Genomic DNA, 17,900 nt, shown 5'->3' on the forward strand with positions numbered 1-17,900 from the left:
CCTCGCCGACCCGGACCCCGCTCACCGGGCTGCGATGTGAGCTGAAGGGGCCCATGGCCGCATGTGATGCGGCGAAGGGCGCTTTCACCGCGTCGGATGCGGGGAAAGTCCCCTTCAGCTCACGGCGCCAGGTACTTGCCCAGCCTCAGGAAGCGAGCCGCTCCGCGGCCGCCTCGATCCGCTCGTCCGTGGCCGTCAGAGCGATGCGCACGTGCCGGCCACCCGTCGGCCCATAGAACGTCCCCGGCGCGGCGAGGATGCCGCGCTCGGCCAGCCAGTCGACCGTGTCGAGCGCGGTTTCCCCGCGCGTGGACCACAGATACAGCCCCGCCTCGGAGTACGAGATCTCAAAATTGCTGTCCAGCAACGCCTTCCGCAGCACCAGTCGGCGGCGCGCGTAACGCTCCCTTTGCACGGCAAGCGCTTCGTCGTCCTTCAGCGCGGCGACCATGGCCTCCTGCACCGGCCGCGGCATGATCAACCCGGAGTGCTTGCGAATCTCCAGCAGCCCGGCGACGAGCTTCGGGTCACCGGTGACGAACCCGGCCCGGTAGCTCGCGAGGTTCGCGGACTTCGACAGTGAGTGGACCGCGAGCAGGCCGTCGAGGGAGCCGCCGTGCACGGACGGGTGCAGGATCGACACGGGCTCGCTTTCCCAGCCCAGCGCCAGATAACACTCGTCGGAGACCACGACGACGTCGCGTTCCCGCGCCCATTCGACAACTTTGCGCAGGTGGTCGGCACCGAACACGCGACCGGTCGGGTTGGACGGCGAGTTCAACCACAGCATCGACGGCCGCTGCGGACCGAGCGCGAAAGTGCTGTCCGCGCGTAGCAGCGAAGCACCCGCCAGCAGCACACCGACCTCGTAGGTCGGGTACGCCACTTCGGGAATGACGATGAGGTCACCAGGGCCGAAGCCAAGCTGACGCGGCAGCGAGGCGACCAGTTCCTTCGAACCGATCGTCGGCAGGACGGCCGCTTCGGGAACGCCCTCGACACCGTGACGCCGTGAAAGCGCGTCTATCGCGGCCGCCCTCAGCTCAGGTGTCCCGTGCGTGGTCGGGTACCCCGGGACCTCCGACACGGACGCGAGCGCCGCGCGGATGCTTTCGGGGACCGGATCCACCGGCGTGCCGATCGACAGGTCGACGATTCCACCGGGATGCGCCTGGGCCTTCGCCTTGGCTTCGACGAGGGAGTCCCAGGGAAAATCAGGAAGGGCGATCCGGCTCATTCGCCCTGCGGGGGAAGAGCCTTGATGAAGGCGGGGTCGTGGCTGGTCTTGCCGACCTTCGAGGCGCCGCCGGGCGAGCCCAGCTCGTCGAAGAAGTCGACGTTGGCCTTGGTGTAGGCGTTCCACTCGTCGGGGACGTCGTCCTCGTAGTAGATCGCCTCGACGGGACAGACCGGCTCGCAGGCACCACAGTCGACGCATTCGTCCGGGTGGATGTACAGCATCCGGTCACCCTCGTAGATGCAGTCCACGGGGCACTCGTCGATACACGCCTTGTCGAGCACGTCGACGCAGGGTTCGGCGATCACGTAGGTCACTGCGCACTCCTGCTTTATCTCTGCTTCACCAGTCTGCAACGGACATTACGCGCCCACGGGCGCGACCAGCCCGCTTAGGCCACCCTTATCCGTACCCCGGGTATGGGCCCCTCAGCGGTCCTTTCGGCGAGGCGGCGGAGTGGCCCTGCTGTCCCCGGTGATGACGAACTTCGGCGCGGCGGGTTTCGCCTTTTCGGCGTCCGCCTCTTCGACGGCCTTCTCCGAGCCCAAAGCCCGGTTGAAGCCGTCGGAGATCTCGCGGACCAGGTCTTCGTTGTGCCGGTCGTCCTTGCGCGCGATGCTCATCGGGTTCCTCCCACTGCCTTCCTTGGCACAATCTAACCGTGAACACTGCGGAATTGCTCGAGCTCACCTGCAGTCAGGCCTGGATGCCCCTGCTGGAGAGCCGGATCGGCGACTGGAGGCTTCGCTGGGCCGGCGGGTTCACCGCCCGGGCGAACAGTGCCCTGGCGATCGGCGACCCGGGAAAACCGCTGCCAGACGCCTTGAAACAGGTCTGTGACTTCGCCCACGATCATTCCATCCCGCCGGCCGTTCAGGTGATCCAGAACACGTCGACCGAAGACGCCATCGAGGCCCAGGGCTGGGTCCACTATGTGGAACACCGTCCCGCACACGAGGTGCGTTTGCTGACCGGGCCGCTCTCGCGCGGGACCTCGGGGGGAGCGGTGATCCTCGACGAGCCGACGTCCGGATGGTGGGAGATGACGGCGGGCAGTGCGACGCCCGCGGAGGCACCGCGGCACGTTCTCGGCACCGGCAAGGTCGGTTTCGGGTTCGTCGAGCTGGACGGCGTCACGGCCGGGGCGGTGCGCGGTGCGGTCGTCGGCGAGTGGCTGCACATCGCCCGGCTGGAGGTCCGGCCGGAGTTCCGTCGGCGGGGGCTGGCGCGCGGGCTGATGAACGCGGTGGGCGCTTGGGGCGCCGCTCAGGGGGCGACGGGCATGCTCTTGCAGGTCGCGGTGGCGAACTCCGGCGCGCTCGCGCTATACGAGGACCTGGGCTGTACGGAGCACCACAGGTACCGCTACTGGGCCCCCGGTCCGGACACGTGCGAGGATCGCCTGTCGTGAAGGTCGTCATTTTGGTCGGCGGAGTGGGCGGGGCCCGCTTCCTGCTGGGGGTCAAGCAAGCACTGGGTCTGCCCGCGGTCGGTTCCGCGCCGGAATCACCACACGAGGTGACCGCGCTGGTGAACACCGGGGACGACGTGTGGATGCACGGTCTGCGCATCTGCCCGGACCTGGACACCTGCATGTACACCCTCGGCGGGGGGATCGACTCCGAACGCGGCTGGGGGCACTCGGGCGAGACCTGGACGGTCAAGGAGGAACTCGCCGAGTACGGCGCCGAGCCGACCTGGTTCGGTCTTGGCGACAAGGACATCGCGACGCACCTGATCCGTTCGCGGATGCTGCGCGCGGGCTATCCGCTCTCGCAGGTCACCGAGGCGCTGTGCGACCGCTGGCAGCCGGGCGTGCGCCTGCTGCCGATGTCGGACGACCGCGTCGAAACGCATGTCGTGATCGACGATCCCGAAGATCCGGACCAGCGCAAGGCGATCCACTTCCAGGAGTGGTGGGTGCGGTATCGCGCCGAGCCGAAGGCGCATTCGATCATCGCCGTCGGCGCCGACGAGGCCAAACCGGCGCCGGGAGTGCTGGAGGCGATCGCGGCCGCCGACCTCGTGCTGTTCGCGCCGTCCAATCCGGTGGTGTCGGTGGGCACGACCCTCGGCGTCCCCGGGATCCGCGCCGCGCTGCGGAAGACGCGCGCCAAGGTCGTCGGGATCTCGCCGATCATCGGCGGGAAGGCGTTGCGCGGCATGGCCGACGCGTGCCTGAGCGCGATCGGCGTGGAGACGTCGGCCGAGGCCGTCGGACGGCATTACGGTTCCCGCGAGGGATCCGCGGAGGGGGTGCTCGACGGCTGGCTGGTCGCCGAGGGCGAGACCGTCGACGTGCCGGGTGTCGCCGTCCGCGACGTCCCCCTGCTGATGTCCGATGTGGACAAGACCGCGGCGATGGCGCTCGCGGCCTTCGACCTGGCCGGAGTTTCTGTTGAGTGACCACGCTTCCACGAAAATCGAGATCCTGCCGGTCGAAGGTCTGCCCGAGTTCCGTCCCGGTGACGACCTGACCGGCGCGATCGTCAAGGCGGTCCCCTGGCTGCGTTCGGGCGACGTCCTGGTCGTGACGAGCAAGATCGTCTCCAAGGCCGAAGGCATGCTGATCCGCGTCCCCGCCGATCCCGAAGAGCGTGACGCCGCCCGGCGCAAACTCGTCGAGGACGAGTCCGTCCGCGTGATCGCGCGGATCAACCGGACGGTGATCACCGAGAACAAGCTCGGCATCGTGCAGGCGGCGTCCGGTGTGGACGCGTCGAACGTGGCCTCCGGTGAGGTCGCGCTGCTGCCGACGGATCCGGACGCCTCCGCGCTCGCGCTGCGGAACGGGCTGCGCGAGCGGATGGGCGTCGAGGTCGCGGTCGTGGTCACCGACACCATGGGCCGCGCGTGGCGGGTCGGGCAGACCGACGCCGCGATCGGCTCGTCCGGGCTGCGGGTGCTGCATTCGTACGAGGGTGAGATCGACAGCCAGGGCAACGAACTCGCGGTCACCGAGGTGGCGATCGCCGACGAACTCGCCGCCGCGGCGGATCTGGTCAAGGGCAAGCTCGGCGGGACACCCGCCGCCGTCGTGCGCGGACTGCGGCTGACCGACGACGGGTCCACCGCGCGCAAGCTGATCCGGCCGATCGAAGAAGACCTGTTCCGGCTCGGCACCAACGAAGCCATCGCGCAGGGCCGCCGGGAAGCGGTGCTCGCGCGGCGTTCGATCCGGTCGTTCACCGGCGAACCGGTCGATCCCGAGGTGCTGCGCCGCGCCGTCGGGACCGCGCTGACAGCGCCCGCGCCGCACCACACGAAGCCGGTCCGATTCGTATGGCTGCGTGAGGAAGGCCTGCGCCGTAAGCTTCTCGACGCGATGAAGGCATCGTGGCAGGCCGATCTCGAAGGCGACGACTTCACCGCCGAGCAGGTCGCGAAACGCCTCAGCCGCGGCGACATCCTGTACGACGCCCCTGAGGTCGTGGTGCCGTTCCTCGTCGCCGAGGGCGCGCACACCTACCGCGACGAGCGGCGGAATGCCTGCGAGCACACGATGTTCACGGTCGCCGGTGGCGCGGCGGTGCAGGGTCTGCTGGTCGCTCTCGCCGCCGAAGACCTCGGCTCGTGCTGGATCGGGTCGACCATCTTCGCCGCGGACATCGTGCGCGAAGTACTCGGCCTGGACGCGCGCTGGGAGCCGCTCGGCGCGGTCGCGATCGGACATCCCGCCGCCCTGCCGCCCGCTCGCGGCGCGAGCGAACCCGGAGAAGGACTTCTCGAACTGTGACCCTGCACAGCGATGTCGTGTCGACTTTGTCCGGTTGGCGGCCGGTGGACACGGCCCAGGAATCCTTGCGCCAGGCCTATCTCGGCTTCCTGGCCGCCCGTGACGACGTCTGCCGCCGCGAATGCGCGGCCGGGCACGTCACCGCGTCGGCCGTGCTTCTGGACGCCGAAGCGGAAAACGTCCTCCTCACCCTGCATCCGCGAGTCGGACGCTGGCTGCAGCTCGGCGGGCATTGCGAACTGGGCGACGCGACGCTCGCGGACGCGGCTCTGCGTGAGGCACGGGAGGAATCGGGCATCGAGGAGCTGGTGATCGACCCGGTTCCGGTGCATCTCGACGTCCATCCGATCACCTGCTCGCTCGGCGTGCCGACCCGGCATTTCGACGTGCGTTTCGTCGTGCGCGCACCCCGGGGCGCGCGGCCGGTACAAAGCGACGAATCGGACGATCTTCGCTGGTGGCCGGTGAATTTTCTCCCTCAGGGCTCGGAAGACCTCGCCGAACTGGTGGAAGCAGCCCTCCCCGCGCCCCTCGGCCGTTAGGGTGTCGGCTGACGTTCAAGGGGGAATGATGCTGACGACGCTGACGCCATACCTGGGCCGGGTCCGGGTCCACAGCGACGGAGACGGTGACGGCGCCGGCTGGGTACTGCTGATCCTGGCGATCATCATTGTCATCATCGTGATCGTGGTGATCATCGTGAAGGTCAACCAGGCGAAGAAGCCGCCGATGGCCTTCCCGCAGAACCCGAACTTCGGCGGTGGCGGCCCGGCTCCGGGCTTCCCGCCGCCCCCGCCCGCCGGTGGCCCCGCCCCGCAGGGCAACTGGCAGCAGCAGCCCGGTTTTCCGCCGCCTCAACCCGGTTATGGCCAGGCGCCCGGTTACCCGCCGCCTCCGGCTCCGGTTCCGGCGGGTTTCGCGCCGCCGCCCAGCCCGTTCGGCGCGCCCGGGATGTCCCAGCCGCCGATGCTCCAGCCGCCGATGCTCCAGCCGCCGATGCCGCAGCCCGGTTTCCCGCCTCCTCCTCCGCAGGCCGGGCCGCCGATCCACGGCAGCGCCGACCGCACGCAGGTCCTGTCCCGGCAGCAGCAAATGGACGCGGGCGCCGATCGCACCCAGGTCGTCTCGCCCGCCGGCGCCGATCGCACCCAGGTCGTCTCGCCCGCCGGCGGTGACCGGACGCAGGTGGTGCCCGGTAGCGCGGGTGACGCCACTCAGGTCGTCCCCGGCGGCGACCGGACCCAGGTGGTCCCGCCCCGCCAGTAGCCCGACATTCCGTGAAGGCCTCCTTCCCTACTCCATCCATGCCCCACCGCCGCCCACAACGGACGCGCTGCGCGCGCAGGTCGATTCAGAGTGGTGAAGGGAGGCCTTCACGGCATTTCCAGCAGGGAGAAACCGCATGGTCAGTGTCGACCCGAACTCCTCGGTCCCACCCTTCGAGCAGGTGCGCACCGCCTACGCGGCGCGGATCAACGACGGCTCACTGCCCGTCGGGGCGAAACTCCCGACCGTGCGGAAACTGGCCGAGGACCTAGGCATCGCCCCCAACACGGTCGCGAAGGCCTACCGTGAGCTCGAAGAGGCTGGCTTGATCGAGACCCGCGGCCGGGCGGGCACTTTCGTCGGCGCCGTCGGCGACGAAACCCGCGAACGGGTGAGGCAAGCAGCTGCCGACTACGCCGCGCTGACCAGGAAACTGGGCCTCGACCGCGACGAGGCGAAGGCGATCGTCGACGCCGCCCTGGGCTGATCTACCGTCCGCTGGAACGAACGAAGGGGTCTGCCGTGGCCGGGATCATCTTCTCGATCAAGGCGCTCAACAAGCCGAAGCAGCCGCCCGGCTGGTGACGGGGCGTCCGGTTAACCTCTTGGCATGGTCTTCCTTCTGGTGCTGGTGCTCATCCTCGTGGTCTTGGCGGCGGTCGGGATCGGCGTCTTCTTCCTCGTGAAGTCGAACAACAAGCCGCAGCCGCCCGCGCTCCCTCATCACCAGTACCCGCAGCACCCGAGCCAGCAGCAGCCGTACCCGCCGCGGGGCTGGGGCAGCTAGGCGCGGCTCGCACCTCGGGCCTGATGTCCCCAATGCCACATTGGGGACATCGACCAAGGCGCCGCAGGTGTTGGACGTCGGCCTCGCGAGACTCGCGGTAAGTCACATCGCGCGGTAATCGCGCAGTTCGATCTTCGGCCCGAATCGCGGGCGCCGGAATCCCGCCGTCGACAGGTAGCGCACCGCGCGCTGCCGCTGCGGTGAATACGGCGCCAGCACCTCGGACATCCCGGCGTCGTCGAGTTTCGTGCCGACGAGCGCGTGCCCGACCATCGACGGGATGTTGTAGTCGCCGAAGCTCACCGCGTCCGGGTCGCCCCAGGCGCGCTGCGCGATCTCCGCGGCGGTCCACACGCCGATGCCGGGTACCTTCCGCAGCCAAGCCCGGCCTTCAACGCCCTTCAGCTCGACGGCCTTCTCCAGCCGGGGCGCGACGCGGGCCGCTGTGATCAGCGTCGTTCGCCGTTTCAGGTCCACTCCTGCGCGATGCCATTCCCAGTCCACAATGGACCGGATGGCGACGGGCGACGGCGGCACGCGCAGCCGTGACGGCCCGGGCCCAGGCGCGGATTCCCCGAACCAGCGGCACAGTTCGCCCCACGACCGCAGCGCCTCCACGCTGGTCACCTTCTGTTCCAGCACGGCGAGCACCAGCGCGTCCCACACCCGGCCGGTAGCCCCGAGGCGCAGTCCCGGATTCCGGCGCCGCGCCGACGCGATGACGTCGTGGTGCGCCACGAATTCGGAGTCGTCGTCGTGCGCGCCCAGCATCGCCGGGACGCCGTCGAGCAGCCTGTCCGCGCCGGGCCCCCAGGCCTCCGCCTCGATCTCGCCGTCCGCGCGCCGCAGCAGCGCGAGCGTGCCCGCGCCGTCCGCGGTGTTGGCGGCCAGCCAGGTGACCCCGCCCTCGGTGCGGACGACGTTGGGCGACCGCGACCCACGGCTCAGCGGACCCAGGACGGTGTCCAGGTCGAGTTCGAAGCCGGGGCGGAACAGCACACGGTGAAACTACCCGGCACTCGGCTAGGGTTGTCCGAGCCACCCGACCCGTAAGCCGATGGAGGACACCGACGATGACCGAGCGACCGGCGAAGGCCTCGATCGTCAGCGGGTACTTCAACCCGCTCCACCAGGGCCACCTCGACCTGTTCGAGGACGCGCAAGCGCGGTCCGGCTACCTGATCGTCATCGTCAACAACGATCACCAGCAAGTGCTCAAAAAGGGCAAAGTGATCCAGACCGAGGACATCCGGGCCAGGATCGTCCGCGCGCTGCGCATCGTCGACGACGTGTACATCGCCGTCGAGCAGGGGCCGGGCATCAACGAATCGTTCGACCTGATCCGGGCGGCGTATCCGGACACGGAACTCGAGTTCTGCAACGGCGGCGATCGGCGCAGCGTCGACGAGCTTCCGGCCGACGAGATCGAGGCGGGGGCCCGCAACGACATCACGTTGCTCTACGGCATCGGGGGCACCGACAAGGCCGACTCCAGCACCCGGATCCTGTCGGACATGGAAGCCTGAGTTCCTTGAGGCCGGCCAGGTGCCTGCCGAGAATTGTCCGAAGACGTTTGCGGGTCTGCTGACGGCAGCCGCTCCTAGGGCCTACCCTAGACGTCACACAGTCGGCCCTGAACCCAGAGGGCCCCAGGTCAGTCGGGAGGCCTAGGGGATGGACCCCCGTGCTCGGGCGGACGCCTTGCTCGCACGCGCCAGTGCGCGTGGAGCCTTCGTCGTGACACCGGACAACGCGACGTCGCCGATGGACTCCGCGAACACCCAGCAGATCCCCCGATCGGTGGTCGCCGAGATCGACCGTTCGTCGGACCCGGACACGACCACGCAGCTACCGGCCTCGCTGATCGCGGAGAACGACCACCCGCTGGCGGGGCCCGAACCGACCACCCGGCTGGACCTGCCGCCGGTGCGGGGCGAAGGTTCGACACAGCCGCAGCCGTACCCGCGCCGTCGCGGTATGCAGCCGACCAGGCCCCTGCCGCAGGCGACGACCCCGCTCAACCGGCGGCCACCCGCCGCGCCGGTGCAGAGCCCCCTGATCGAGCAGCCGGAGCCGGACACCGTCGAGAACGAGATCGGTGGCTTGGTGCCGACGGTGAAGCAGAACCCTTCGGGGCGTTCGAACCTTTCGCGGCGGCTGGACGGCATCTAGCCCCTACTCGCGGGCAGCTCCGTCAGAAAGCCTGGATCACCCGATCGCAGCCCCTTGCCCGGATAGTGCCGCGCGAGCGAGCAGACACCGGCGTTGCCGCCGTCCTTGTAGTAGTTCCACACCGAGCCGAACTGCTCCAAGACGAATACGAGACTGAAGCCGTACCAAACGCCTTTGCCGTGGAGCACCTGCGGCGTGTGGAACTCCTTCGTGCGTTCCGGCGACAAGAACCGTTCTCCGCGAATCGCACGCAAAGACAGGACGAGGTCGCCGACAGTGCAGTACGCACCCCCATCGGGTGAACCGATCGGCGAGATGCGGTGGGGTGAGAAGCCGAGTCGCGCGAGTTCCGGTGGCCGGAACGGCTACTTCTTGCGGGTCTCCAGCTTGAGCCGCAGCGCGAGACCGGCCTTCACCGCGAGCATGACCGGCTTCCACAGAAGGCCGCGGTGACGGTCCGCGAGATAGCGGTAGGCGCTGTCGTGGTGCGCGCGCAGCATCTTTTCCGAAGCCTGCGAAGTCGAGTGCCCGCCGATGTGCATGACGCTGGACGAAGGGGCGTACACGTTCAGCCAGCCCGCGCGGGACAGTCGCTCACCGAGGTCGACGTCCTCGAAGTACATGAAGTAGCGCGTGTCGAATCCGTCGACCGAGTCGAACGCCTCGCGGCGGAACAGCTGGCAGGACCCGGAAAGCCAGCCCGCCGTCCGCTCGACCGGGGTACCGGTCTCCTGGCGGTACTGGCGCGTCCACGGGTTGCCCGGCCAGAACTTGCCGAATGCCGCGTGCCCGATCCCCCTGCCGAAGGACGGCAGCAGGCGAGCCGACGGGTAGACGGTCCCGTCTAGGTCGTGGATCAGCGGACCGAAGGCGCCACCACGCGGCCAGCGTCCGGCGACCTCCAGCAGCGCGTCGAGCGAACCGGGTTCCCATTCGAGGTCCGGGTTCACCACGACGATCCAGCCGTAGCTGTCGTCCAGCGCCGCGACACCGCGGTTGGCGGCCGTGCCGTAACCGACGTTCTCACCGATGCTGACCAGCTTGACGTTGTCCCGCCGGGCGGCCTTCTCGGGCGCGCCGTCCGTGGAGTCGTTGTCGGCGACGACGACCTGGACGTCCCGATCCGTCGCCTTCTCGAGGGTGTCGAGGAACTTCTCGAGGGTTTCGCCGGGGAAGTACGTCACGGTCACGACGGCGAGCCCGTCGCCGTAGCTGGGGTGCTCAGTCACGCGGCCATTGTCCACCCGTCACCGGACGCGACTTCGGCCCCCACCCCGGTCCGGCACCATTTGCCCCAAAGCAACTATGGGTAGTCGCCCGAACTCATTCCGCGATCGAGGTCGGGCAGAATGGATCCATGCCGTGCACGCCTCATCGACGGATCGGTGCGTGATCAGCGCCATCTCCTGTGCATGACCCTGGTCGCTCCGGCACAACTCTCGCGCTCACGACGAGAGCTGAACACCCTACTGTTGCCCGGCGCGCGGGAGCCGCACTTCAAGAAGGAGAAGGAAACCCCGCCGCAGGCAGCTGATCGGCCGGATCGCACTCTCGAAGCGGCTACCACGATTACGTGGGGACATGACCGGCTCATCGAAGCGGTCATCGACCTGTAGAAAGCGAAAAGCTTGTGAGACGACCGTCCGGACGCGTCACGAGCTTTCATACGGATACGTGTCCGCCAGAGGGACCGGTGTGCCCCTCAGCCGGCCCGCCGCTGCGCATGCCGGTGCCAAGCCTTCGCGTAGGCCTCCCGGTGACGCTCCGCGGTCGTCGCCCACGAGAACTCCTTCGCGCGCCGCTGCGCGGCTTCGGCCAGCTCCGCCCGCCGCGACGGATCGTCGAGCAGTTCCGAGATGGCCGCGGCGACGTCTCCGGCGCCGACACCGCAATAAGCGACCGCGTCCCCGCCGACCTCCGGCAGGGAAAGCCGCCGTGTCGTGAGCACGCTCGCGCCGCACGCCATCGCCTCCAGCACCGGCAGCCCGAAACCTTCACCGAGGCTCGGGTAGGCGACCAGTTCGGAGCCGCCGAGGAAGCCGGCGAGAGTGTCGAACGGCAGATAGCCGGCGCGGATCACCCGCAACCGGTGCGGTACGGCGTCCAGTGCGCGCTCGACCTGCGAATCCCAGCCCGGCTGACCGGCCAGCACCAGCGCGGGCGGGTTCGGCCTGCTGATCACGGCGTGCGCGAAGCCGCGGATCAGCGCCGGCACGTTCTTGCGCGGTTCCAGCGCGCCGAGGAAGGCGACGTACGGCGTCTTCCCGAGTCCGACGGCCTTTCGCGCGGCTTCGATCTCGGCGGGCGAGGGCGGATGGAATCGATCCGGTTCGACGCCGTGGTGGATGATCTCCAGCTCGGCCGTCCGCACCTGGCCGACGCGCTCCAGTTCGGCCGCCGTCGCGATGCTCGGCACGACGCACAGCGTCGCGCGGCGAAGCGCCGTCGCGGTCCAAGCGCGAAAGAAGCGCGCCTTCACCGACGAGTGCAGGATCGCGTCGGTGAAGAAAGTCGCATCGTGCAGTGTCACCACCGAAGCGGCCGGGCTGGCCAGCGGCATCGTGTAGTGCGGCGAGTGGACGACGTCGGCGGCGAGCCGCCGGACCAGCCGGGGCAGTGTCGCCTGCTCCCAGGTCAGCCGCGCGGTCCTGGTCGAAGTCGACGGCGAGGTGGGCACGATCCGCGCCCCCGGCGCCAGCCGGTCGTACAGCACCGCGTCCCGCGGCTGGCAGACGACGGTGATCCGCGCACCGTCCGTGTCCAGCGCCGCGACCAGCGAGTCCACGTAGCGACCGACGCCACCCCTGTCCGCCGGGACGGCTGTCGCGTCGATCAGCACGCGAGGGTCATCGGTCACCCCCGCAGAGTACGACGGCGCCCTGCCCCCGTGGCGGGGAACCGACAAACTAACGATGCAGGTGAAGAGCCCAAACGGCGGAAGCGGCACGCTGCCAGGTGAACTCACTCGAACGGTCGAGACCGCTGTCACGCAGCGCTGCCGCCTGCTCCGAATGGTCGAGTACGTCTCGCAGGGCACCAGCAAGCGCTTGCGCGTCACCCACCGGTACGACGATGCCCGCTCCCCCGGTGACCTCGACCAGGGCCGGGACGGCCGAGTGCACCACCGGCACCCCAGCCGCCATCGCCTCGATCAGCGGCAGCCCGAACCCCTCCGCCCGGCTCGGCATCGCCAGCACGGACGCGCCCCGCAACACGAACGCCAGTTCCGCGTCGCTCACCTTCCCCAGCAGCCGGACGTCCGCGCCGTACTCACGCGCCAGCGCCCCCGGATCGATCCCGCCCCAGCCCGGCTGCCCGGCCAGCACCAGCGGCACCCCGATCCGGCCGACTGCGTCGATCAGCACGTCGATGCCCTTACGCGGCTCGATCGTCCCGATCGCCAGCACGTAGCGCTCGGGCAGCGCGACCTCGGCGAACTCGGTATGCGGCCGCACCCCGTGCGGAATCACGCTCACCGGGACCGAGACCGGCACCAGCCCGGCGAGCTCGTCCGCAACCGCTTGCGTCGGCACGGTCAGCGCTGTCGCCCGCGACGCGGCCCGCGCGATCACCGCCTTGTGCCACGAGACCCCGCGCGGCGTCAGCGTCTCGGGATGCGTCCACGGCACGGTGTCGTGCACCGCGACCGACAGCGTCCGCCCCCTCGGCACCCGTGCGGGCGCGAGCGGTGTCGGCGCGTGGACCGCGTCGCCGCCCGGCCACCACGGCAGGCCCAGTTGCCAGGCCGCGATCAGCACCCGGGGCGGGACCGGCAGCACTCGCGGTCCGTCGACCCCTTCTACGACCGCGGCCTCGATACCCGCATGCCGTGCGACCACGCTCGACACCGTCCAGCCCGGCGGCGCGGTCTCGGCGAGCGCCCGCAGCAGCTCGCCGGTGTAGCGGCCGGTTCCGCCGGGGACGGGCGCCAGCAGCTGCTCGGCGAGCACGACCAGTTCGGGCATGGTCTCTATTCTCTCTGGCATGACCGCCGCCGAGCCCAGCACCACCGTCGTCGTGGTCACCTGGCGCGGCGCCGCGCATGTCACCGCCTGCCTCGACGCCCTCGCCGGGCAGTCCCGCCCGCACCGCACCCTGGTCGTCGACAACGCCTCCGACGACGGCACGGCCGCGCTGCTCGCCACCCACCCGTCGCGGCCCGAGGTGCTCCGGTTGCGGCGCAACACCGGCTACGCGGGCGCCATGGCCGCCGCACTGGACAAAGTGGACACTCCGCTGATGGCCTGGCTGAACGACGACGCCGCGCCCGCCCCGGAATGGCTCGCGAACTGCGAAGACACCCTCGCGAAAGCCCCGCTCGCCGCGGCTGTGAGCGCCCGACTGACGCTGGCCGACGGAACCGTCCAGTCCACCGGCGTCCGCCTGACCGCCGACGGCCACGGCGCCGACCTGCCGGAGCCCGCCGACGAGGTCTTCGGCTTCTGCGGCGGCGCGGCCGTGCTGAACGTCGAGGCACTGCGCTCCGTCGGTGGAGTCCCGGCCGCCTACTTCTGTTACTACGAGGACACCGACACCGCGTGGCGCCTGCGGCTCGCGGGCTGGGACGTCGTCAGCGCCGACGCCGAGGTCATCCACCAGCATGGCGCGAGCACTCGACCCGGTTCGGCCCAGTTCCACCTGTGGAATGAACGCAATCGCCTGCTGACCCTCCTCCGGTGTGCTCCGGGACAGGTGGCGATCCGGCAACTGGTGAAGTTCATCGTCCTGACGGCGATACTCCCCCTTCGAGGGCTCCGTCGTACCAAGAAACCAGCGGCCCCGAACTTCCGTCTCAGCCTCCGGTGCCGGGTCCTGGGTGCCGTCGTCGCCCGCCTTCCGCGCACGCTGTTCGAGCGGCGGGCCATCGGACGGCGGGCGGCGCTCGGCCGAGGCGCGGTCTGGGACGCGTGGGCCGGGCTTTAAGCTCTGGCAGAAGACGGAGATGAAGGCTGAGTCCGAGAAGGGCCTCGCCGGCACCAGTAGTGAGGGGCAGGCGAACGAGCGCCCTGGCGACGCGAAGCGGTCGCGGGCTCTTCATCGACGCCGTCCAATCGAGTGCAGGGAGTACTGCTTTGACGCAGGGGGAAACGCAACCGGTCGTCTCGGTGATCGTGGTGAACTATCGCGGGGCCGCCGACACCGTCACCTGCCTGCGCGCACTGGCCGGACACGATTACCCGAACCTCGAGGTCATCTGCGTCGACAATGCTTCCGGCGGCACCGACGTGGCCGAGATCAAGGCGGCGGCCCCGGGTGTCAAGCTCGTCGAGTCCCCGGTGAACTCCGGCTTCGCCGGAGGCTGCAACCTCGGCGCGAGGCACGCCACCGGTACCGTCCTCGCTTTTCTCAACAACGACGCCCGCCCCGCGCCCGGCTGGGTGGGCACGGCCGTCGCCGAACTGCGCGCGCAGCCGACGGTCGCCGCGGTGGCCAGCAAGGTCCTCGACTGGGACGGCACCGGCACCGACTTCGTCGACGCGGGCCTGACCTGGTTCGGCATGGGCTACAAGCGCCACGCGGGCAGCCTGCTGGCCGACGTCCCGGCCGCCGAGCACGAGATCGCCAAGGACGTCCTGTTCGCGACAGGTTCGGCGATGTTCGTCCGCGCCGGGGTGTTCGCCGAACTCGGCGGGTTCGACGAGCGGTTCTTCATGTTCTATGAGGACGTCGACCTCGGCTGGCGGCTGAACCTGCGCGGCTGGCGCGTCCGGTACGTGCCGGAATCGCTGACCTACCACAAGCACCACGCCACGATGTCCACAGTGGACGCCCCCGACTCCGGCCGTGAGACGTTTCTGCTGGAGCGCAACGCTTTGGCCGCACTGTACAAGAACCTCTCCGACGAGACACTGTCACGCGCGTTGCCCGCCGCGCTGGCGCTCGCCGTCCGCCGGGCGACCGCGCGCGGCGATCTCGACGCCACTCGGTTCGATCTCGCCAAGGGCGTCGGCCCGGCCGAAACCGGTCCGGTCGAGGTGCCGCGGACGACACTGGCCGGCGTGCTGGCGATCGACCAGTTCGTCGAACTGCTGCCGTCGCTCGCCGAGTCCCGCGCCGCCGAACAGGCCGTCCGTGTCCGCACCGACGCCGACCTGCTTCCCTTGCTGCGCAAGGCCTTGGAGCCCGCGTACCCACTGCCGCGCTACCTCGCGGCGCACGACATCCTGGTCGAGACGTTCGGCATCGACGCGCTCTTCGGGCAGCGCCGCAAGGTACTGGTGATCACCGGCGACGCGATCACCGAGCGAATGGCCGGCCCCGCGATCCGCGCGTGGAACATGTCCGCGACCCTGGCCACCGAACACGACGTCCACCTGGTGACGATCAACCCCCTCGCCGACCCGCCACCCGCTGCGTTCCAGGTCAGCGCGGCGACCCGGCGCGACCTGGAAGCCCCGATCGCCTGGGCCGACATCATCGTCCTGCAGGGCCACGTGCTGGAACTCGCGCCCTCGCTCAAGAAGCAGTACGCGCACAAGATCGTGGTCGCGGACCTGTACGACCCGATGCACCTGGAACTGCTCGAACAGGGCAAGGGCGTCCCCGACGACAAACGCGCCCTCGACCTCATCGGCGTCACCAAGGTCCTCGACGCGCAACTGGAACGCGGCGACTTCTTCCTGTGCGCGTCGGATCGTCAGCGCCACTTCTGGCTCGGCCACCTCGCCGCGATGGGCAGGCTCTCGCCGCGGCTCTACGACGCCGACCCGACCACCCAGTCGCTGCTCTCGATCGTCCCGTTCGGCCTGCCGCCGCAGGCACCGGTTCGCACCGGCCCCGGCCTCCGGTCCACTTTGGACGGAATTGGCGAGACCGATCACGTCGTGCTGTGGGCGGGCGGGGTCTACAGCTGGTTCGACCCGCTCACCCTGGTCCGCGCGATCGAGCGGCTGCGGCAACGCCGCGGCGATGTCCGCCTGGTGTTCCTCGGGATGAAGCATCCCAACCCCGAAGTCACCGAGATGGACATCGGCGCGCGCACGATGCTGCTTTCCGACACGCTCGGGCTCACCGGCAAACACGTGTTCTTCAACCAGAACTGGGTGCCGTACGAGGAGCGCCAGAACTGGCTGCTGGACGCGAATTGCGGCGTCACCACGCACTACGAGCACATCGAGACGACGTTCGCCTTCCGCACCCGGGTGCTGGACTACCTCTGGGCGGGCCTCCCGATCGTCACCACCGACGGTGACTCGTTCGCCGACCTGGTCCGTGAGGAACGGCTCGGCGTCGTCGTCCCGGCCGAGGACGTGGACGCGCTGGCCGACGCGCTGGAAAAGGCGTTGTACGACGAAGAGTTCGCGGCGGGCTGCGTCGAGCGGATGGCCGCCGTCGCCCGGCGTTACGCCTGGCCGGAAGCGCTGAAACCGCTGGTGGAGTTCTGCCGGAACCCGCGCCCCGCCGCGGACAGACTACCCGGTTCGGCGGACCTCGTACTCACCGAACCGGTGCGGGGCAAGGAAATACTGCGTCGCGACGTCGACTTGATCCGCGAGTACCTCGCCGACGGCGGCCCGAAGGAACTCGTGCGGCGCGTCGGCGGCCGGGTGGTCAAGGTCGCCAGGCAAAGGCTCGGCCGTGGCTGACCGCCCCTTGCGCGTCCTGCTCGACGGGACCCCGCTTCTCGGTGCCAGGACGGGTATCGGCCGGTACACGGTCGCGCTGTCCGAAGAGCTCGCGTCGATGTCCGAAGTGGACACTCGCGCGGTCGCGTTCACGTTGCGCGGCTGGCGGCGCCTGCGGAAGGTGCTGCCGCACGGCGTCCAGGCCCGCGGCATGCCGGTGGCCGCACGGTTGCTGCGCAAGGCGTGGCTGCATTCCCAGCTGCCGCCGGTGGAACTGTTCGCCGGCCCGACGGACGTCGTGCACGGCACCAACTTCGTCCTGCCCGGACGGCTCCGCGCGGCCGGTGTGGTGACGATCCACGATCTGGCCTTTTTGGACGCTCCTGGGGAGCTCTCGCCGAGCGATCACGAACTCCCTCGGCTGGTCCGCCGGGGCGCCCGGCTCTCCGACGTGATCTGCACGCCCACCAACGCCGTCGCCGACCGCATCGCCGAACGGCTCGACGTCGACCGCAGCAAGATCGTGGTCACCCCACTCGGGGTGAACCCGGCCTGGTTCACCGCGCGCCCACCGGACAAGGAACGCCGCGAGGAACTCGGCCTTCCGGACAAGTACCTGCTCTTCGCCGGTGCCCCCGGGCCGCGCAAGGGCCTGCACTGGCTCCGGCAAGCACACGAGGCCGCGCCGGATCTGCCGGAACTGGTGTTTGTCGGCCCCGGCTCGTTTCCCGTGGGCCCACGTTCGCGGCATGTCGGCTACCTGTCGGACGTGAACCTCCGGAGGGTCGTCGCCGGGGCGAGCGCGCTGGTGCTGCCGTCGCGCGACGAGGGCTTCGGGCTCCCGGTGCTGGAAGCGATGGCGTCGGACGTACCCGTGGTGTGCACGGACATCCCGGCGCTGCGCGAGGTCGCCGGGAACTGCGCGAGCCTGGTCCCCTACGAGGACGTCGACGGTCTCGTGGAGGCCCTGCGGATCGCCGTCAGCGACCCGCACGCCGTCGCCACCTCGGCCGTGCGCCGCGCTCACGTCGCGAACTTCACGTGGCGCACGTGCGCCGAACTCACCGTCGCCGCCTACCGCCAGGCCAGCACCCAGCACTGACCGCCCGCAATTCGTCCTCTAGTTGCGGTACTTGC

The 17,900-nt window shown here is 69.7% G+C and carries 21 protein-coding genes; 13 read left to right on the top strand and 8 right to left on the bottom strand.

The features are described from left to right. Positions 1–145: 145 nt before the first annotated feature. The 3 genes from dapC to ACM6LR_RS00965 all read right to left on the bottom strand — a co-directional run bounded on the left by dapC (position 146) and on the right by ACM6LR_RS00965 (position 1,860). Positions 146–1,237, bottom strand: a complete 1,092-nt coding sequence (gene dapC, locus ACM6LR_RS00955) for a succinyldiaminopimelate transaminase (protein WP_414942990.1) — start codon at positions 1,235–1,237, stop codon at positions 146–148. Continuing rightward, a complete protein-coding gene (gene fdxA, locus ACM6LR_RS00960; RefSeq protein ID WP_007031860.1) occupies positions 1,234–1,554 on the bottom strand; it encodes a ferredoxin in 321 nt (106 codons plus the stop codon). Before fdxA ends, dapC begins: the two co-directional genes overlap by 4 nt. Positions 1,555–1,665: 111 nt before the next feature. Beyond that, entirely contained in the window at positions 1,666–1,860 is a 195-nt protein-coding gene (locus ACM6LR_RS00965; RefSeq protein ID WP_076163259.1) for a hypothetical protein, read from the bottom strand. Between the two features lie 53 nt (positions 1,861–1,913). Here ACM6LR_RS00965 and ACM6LR_RS00970 point away from each other — a divergent pair, with 53 nt between their 5' ends. The 7 genes from ACM6LR_RS00970 to ACM6LR_RS01000 all read left to right on the top strand — a co-directional run bounded on the left by ACM6LR_RS00970 (position 1,914) and on the right by ACM6LR_RS01000 (position 7,026). Beyond that, positions 1,914–2,648 (top strand): GNAT family N-acetyltransferase, encoded by a 735-nt coding sequence (locus ACM6LR_RS00970; RefSeq protein ID WP_414943226.1) that lies wholly within the window; start codon positions 1,914–1,916, stop codon positions 2,646–2,648. Beyond that, positions 2,645–3,643, top strand: a complete 999-nt coding sequence (gene cofD / locus ACM6LR_RS00975) for a 2-phospho-L-lactate transferase (protein WP_414935658.1) — start codon at positions 2,645–2,647, stop codon at positions 3,641–3,643. Before ACM6LR_RS00970 ends, cofD begins: the two co-directional genes overlap by 4 nt. Continuing rightward, a complete protein-coding gene (locus ACM6LR_RS00980; RefSeq protein WP_414935659.1) occupies positions 3,579–4,973 on the top strand; it encodes a coenzyme F420-0:L-glutamate ligase in 1,395 nt (464 codons plus the stop codon). Before cofD ends, ACM6LR_RS00980 begins: the two co-directional genes overlap by 65 nt. Then, entirely contained in the window at positions 4,970–5,515 is a 546-nt protein-coding gene (locus tag ACM6LR_RS00985) for an NUDIX hydrolase (protein ID WP_414935660.1), read from the top strand. Before ACM6LR_RS00980 ends, ACM6LR_RS00985 begins: the two co-directional genes overlap by 4 nt. A 28-nt stretch (positions 5,516–5,543) precedes the next feature. Continuing rightward, complete coding sequence (locus tag ACM6LR_RS00990) at positions 5,544–6,239, top strand: hypothetical protein (RefSeq protein WP_414935661.1); 696 nt, start codon at positions 5,544–5,546, stop codon at positions 6,237–6,239. Between the two features lie 136 nt (positions 6,240–6,375). Then, positions 6,376–6,726 carry a GntR family transcriptional regulator gene (locus tag ACM6LR_RS00995; RefSeq protein WP_414935662.1) on the top strand — a complete coding sequence of 117 codons (351 nt, stop codon included), beginning with the start codon at positions 6,376–6,378 and terminating at the stop codon, positions 6,724–6,726. A 123-nt stretch (positions 6,727–6,849) separates the two neighbouring features. After that, complete coding sequence (locus ACM6LR_RS01000; protein WP_414935663.1) at positions 6,850–7,026, top strand: hypothetical protein; 177 nt, start codon at positions 6,850–6,852, stop codon at positions 7,024–7,026. Positions 7,027–7,128: 102 nt separating this feature from the next. On the opposite strand, the gene ACM6LR_RS01005 is transcribed toward ACM6LR_RS01000, so the two are convergent. Then, positions 7,129–8,025 carry a DNA-3-methyladenine glycosylase family protein gene (locus ACM6LR_RS01005; protein WP_414935664.1) on the bottom strand — a complete coding sequence of 299 codons (897 nt, stop codon included), beginning with the start codon at positions 8,023–8,025 and terminating at the stop codon, positions 7,129–7,131. A 74-nt stretch (positions 8,026–8,099) separates the two neighbouring features. Here ACM6LR_RS01005 and ACM6LR_RS01010 point away from each other — a divergent pair, with 74 nt between their 5' ends. Beyond that, positions 8,100–8,552, top strand: coding sequence for an adenylyltransferase/cytidyltransferase family protein (locus ACM6LR_RS01010; protein WP_414935665.1), 453 nt, complete (start codon positions 8,100–8,102; stop codon positions 8,550–8,552). A gap of 148 nt (positions 8,553–8,700) precedes the next feature. Beyond that, the gene (locus ACM6LR_RS01015) at positions 8,701–9,198 is read left to right on the top strand and encodes a hypothetical protein (protein ID WP_414942991.1); all 498 of its coding nucleotides are present in this window, start codon (positions 8,701–8,703) and stop codon (positions 9,196–9,198) included. On the opposite strand, the gene ACM6LR_RS01020 is transcribed toward ACM6LR_RS01015, so the two are convergent. Both ACM6LR_RS01020 and ACM6LR_RS01025 read right to left on the bottom strand, forming a co-directional pair. Continuing rightward, on the bottom strand, positions 9,195–9,425 hold the full coding sequence (locus tag ACM6LR_RS01020) for a hypothetical protein (protein WP_414935667.1): 231 nt from the start codon (positions 9,423–9,425) through the stop codon (positions 9,195–9,197). The genes ACM6LR_RS01015 and ACM6LR_RS01020 overlap by 4 nt on opposite strands. 138 nt (positions 9,426–9,563) lie before the next feature. After that, on the bottom strand, positions 9,564–10,427 hold the full coding sequence (locus ACM6LR_RS01025) for a glycosyltransferase family 2 protein (RefSeq protein WP_414935668.1): 864 nt from the start codon (positions 10,425–10,427) through the stop codon (positions 9,564–9,566). 156 nt (positions 10,428–10,583) lie between these two features. Between ACM6LR_RS01025 and ACM6LR_RS01030 the strand changes: the two genes are divergently transcribed. Beyond that, entirely contained in the window at positions 10,584–10,814 is a 231-nt protein-coding gene (locus tag ACM6LR_RS01030; protein ID WP_414942992.1) for a hypothetical protein, read from the top strand. Positions 10,815–10,900: 86 nt separating this feature from the next. On the opposite strand, the gene ACM6LR_RS01035 is transcribed toward ACM6LR_RS01030, so the two are convergent. Then, positions 10,901–12,037, bottom strand: coding sequence for a glycosyltransferase family 4 protein (locus tag ACM6LR_RS01035; RefSeq protein ID WP_414937048.1), 1,137 nt, complete (start codon positions 12,035–12,037; stop codon positions 10,901–10,903). Between the two features lie 67 nt (positions 12,038–12,104). Further along, entirely contained in the window at positions 12,105–13,163 is a 1,059-nt protein-coding gene (locus tag ACM6LR_RS01040; RefSeq protein WP_414942993.1) for a glycosyltransferase family 4 protein, read from the bottom strand. A 19-nt stretch (positions 13,164–13,182) separates the two neighbouring features. Between ACM6LR_RS01040 and ACM6LR_RS01045 the strand changes: the two genes are divergently transcribed. From ACM6LR_RS01045 to ACM6LR_RS01055, 3 genes are all read left to right on the top strand, one after another. Next, positions 13,183–14,121 (top strand): glycosyltransferase family 2 protein, encoded by a 939-nt coding sequence (locus tag ACM6LR_RS01045; RefSeq protein ID WP_414935671.1) that lies wholly within the window; start codon positions 13,183–13,185, stop codon positions 14,119–14,121. A gap of 149 nt (positions 14,122–14,270) precedes the next feature. Beyond that, the gene (locus ACM6LR_RS01050) at positions 14,271–16,784 is read left to right on the top strand and encodes a glycosyltransferase (RefSeq protein ID WP_414935672.1); all 2,514 of its coding nucleotides are present in this window, start codon (positions 14,271–14,273) and stop codon (positions 16,782–16,784) included. Next, the gene (locus tag ACM6LR_RS01055) at positions 16,777–17,865 is read left to right on the top strand and encodes a glycosyltransferase family 4 protein (RefSeq protein ID WP_414935673.1); all 1,089 of its coding nucleotides are present in this window, start codon (positions 16,777–16,779) and stop codon (positions 17,863–17,865) included. Before ACM6LR_RS01050 ends, ACM6LR_RS01055 begins: the two co-directional genes overlap by 8 nt. Positions 17,866–17,900 lie beyond the last annotated feature (35 nt).

The organism is Amycolatopsis sp. cmx-11-32 (assembly GCF_047608695.1).
Lineage (GTDB): Bacteria > Actinomycetota > Actinomycetes > Mycobacteriales > Pseudonocardiaceae > Amycolatopsis.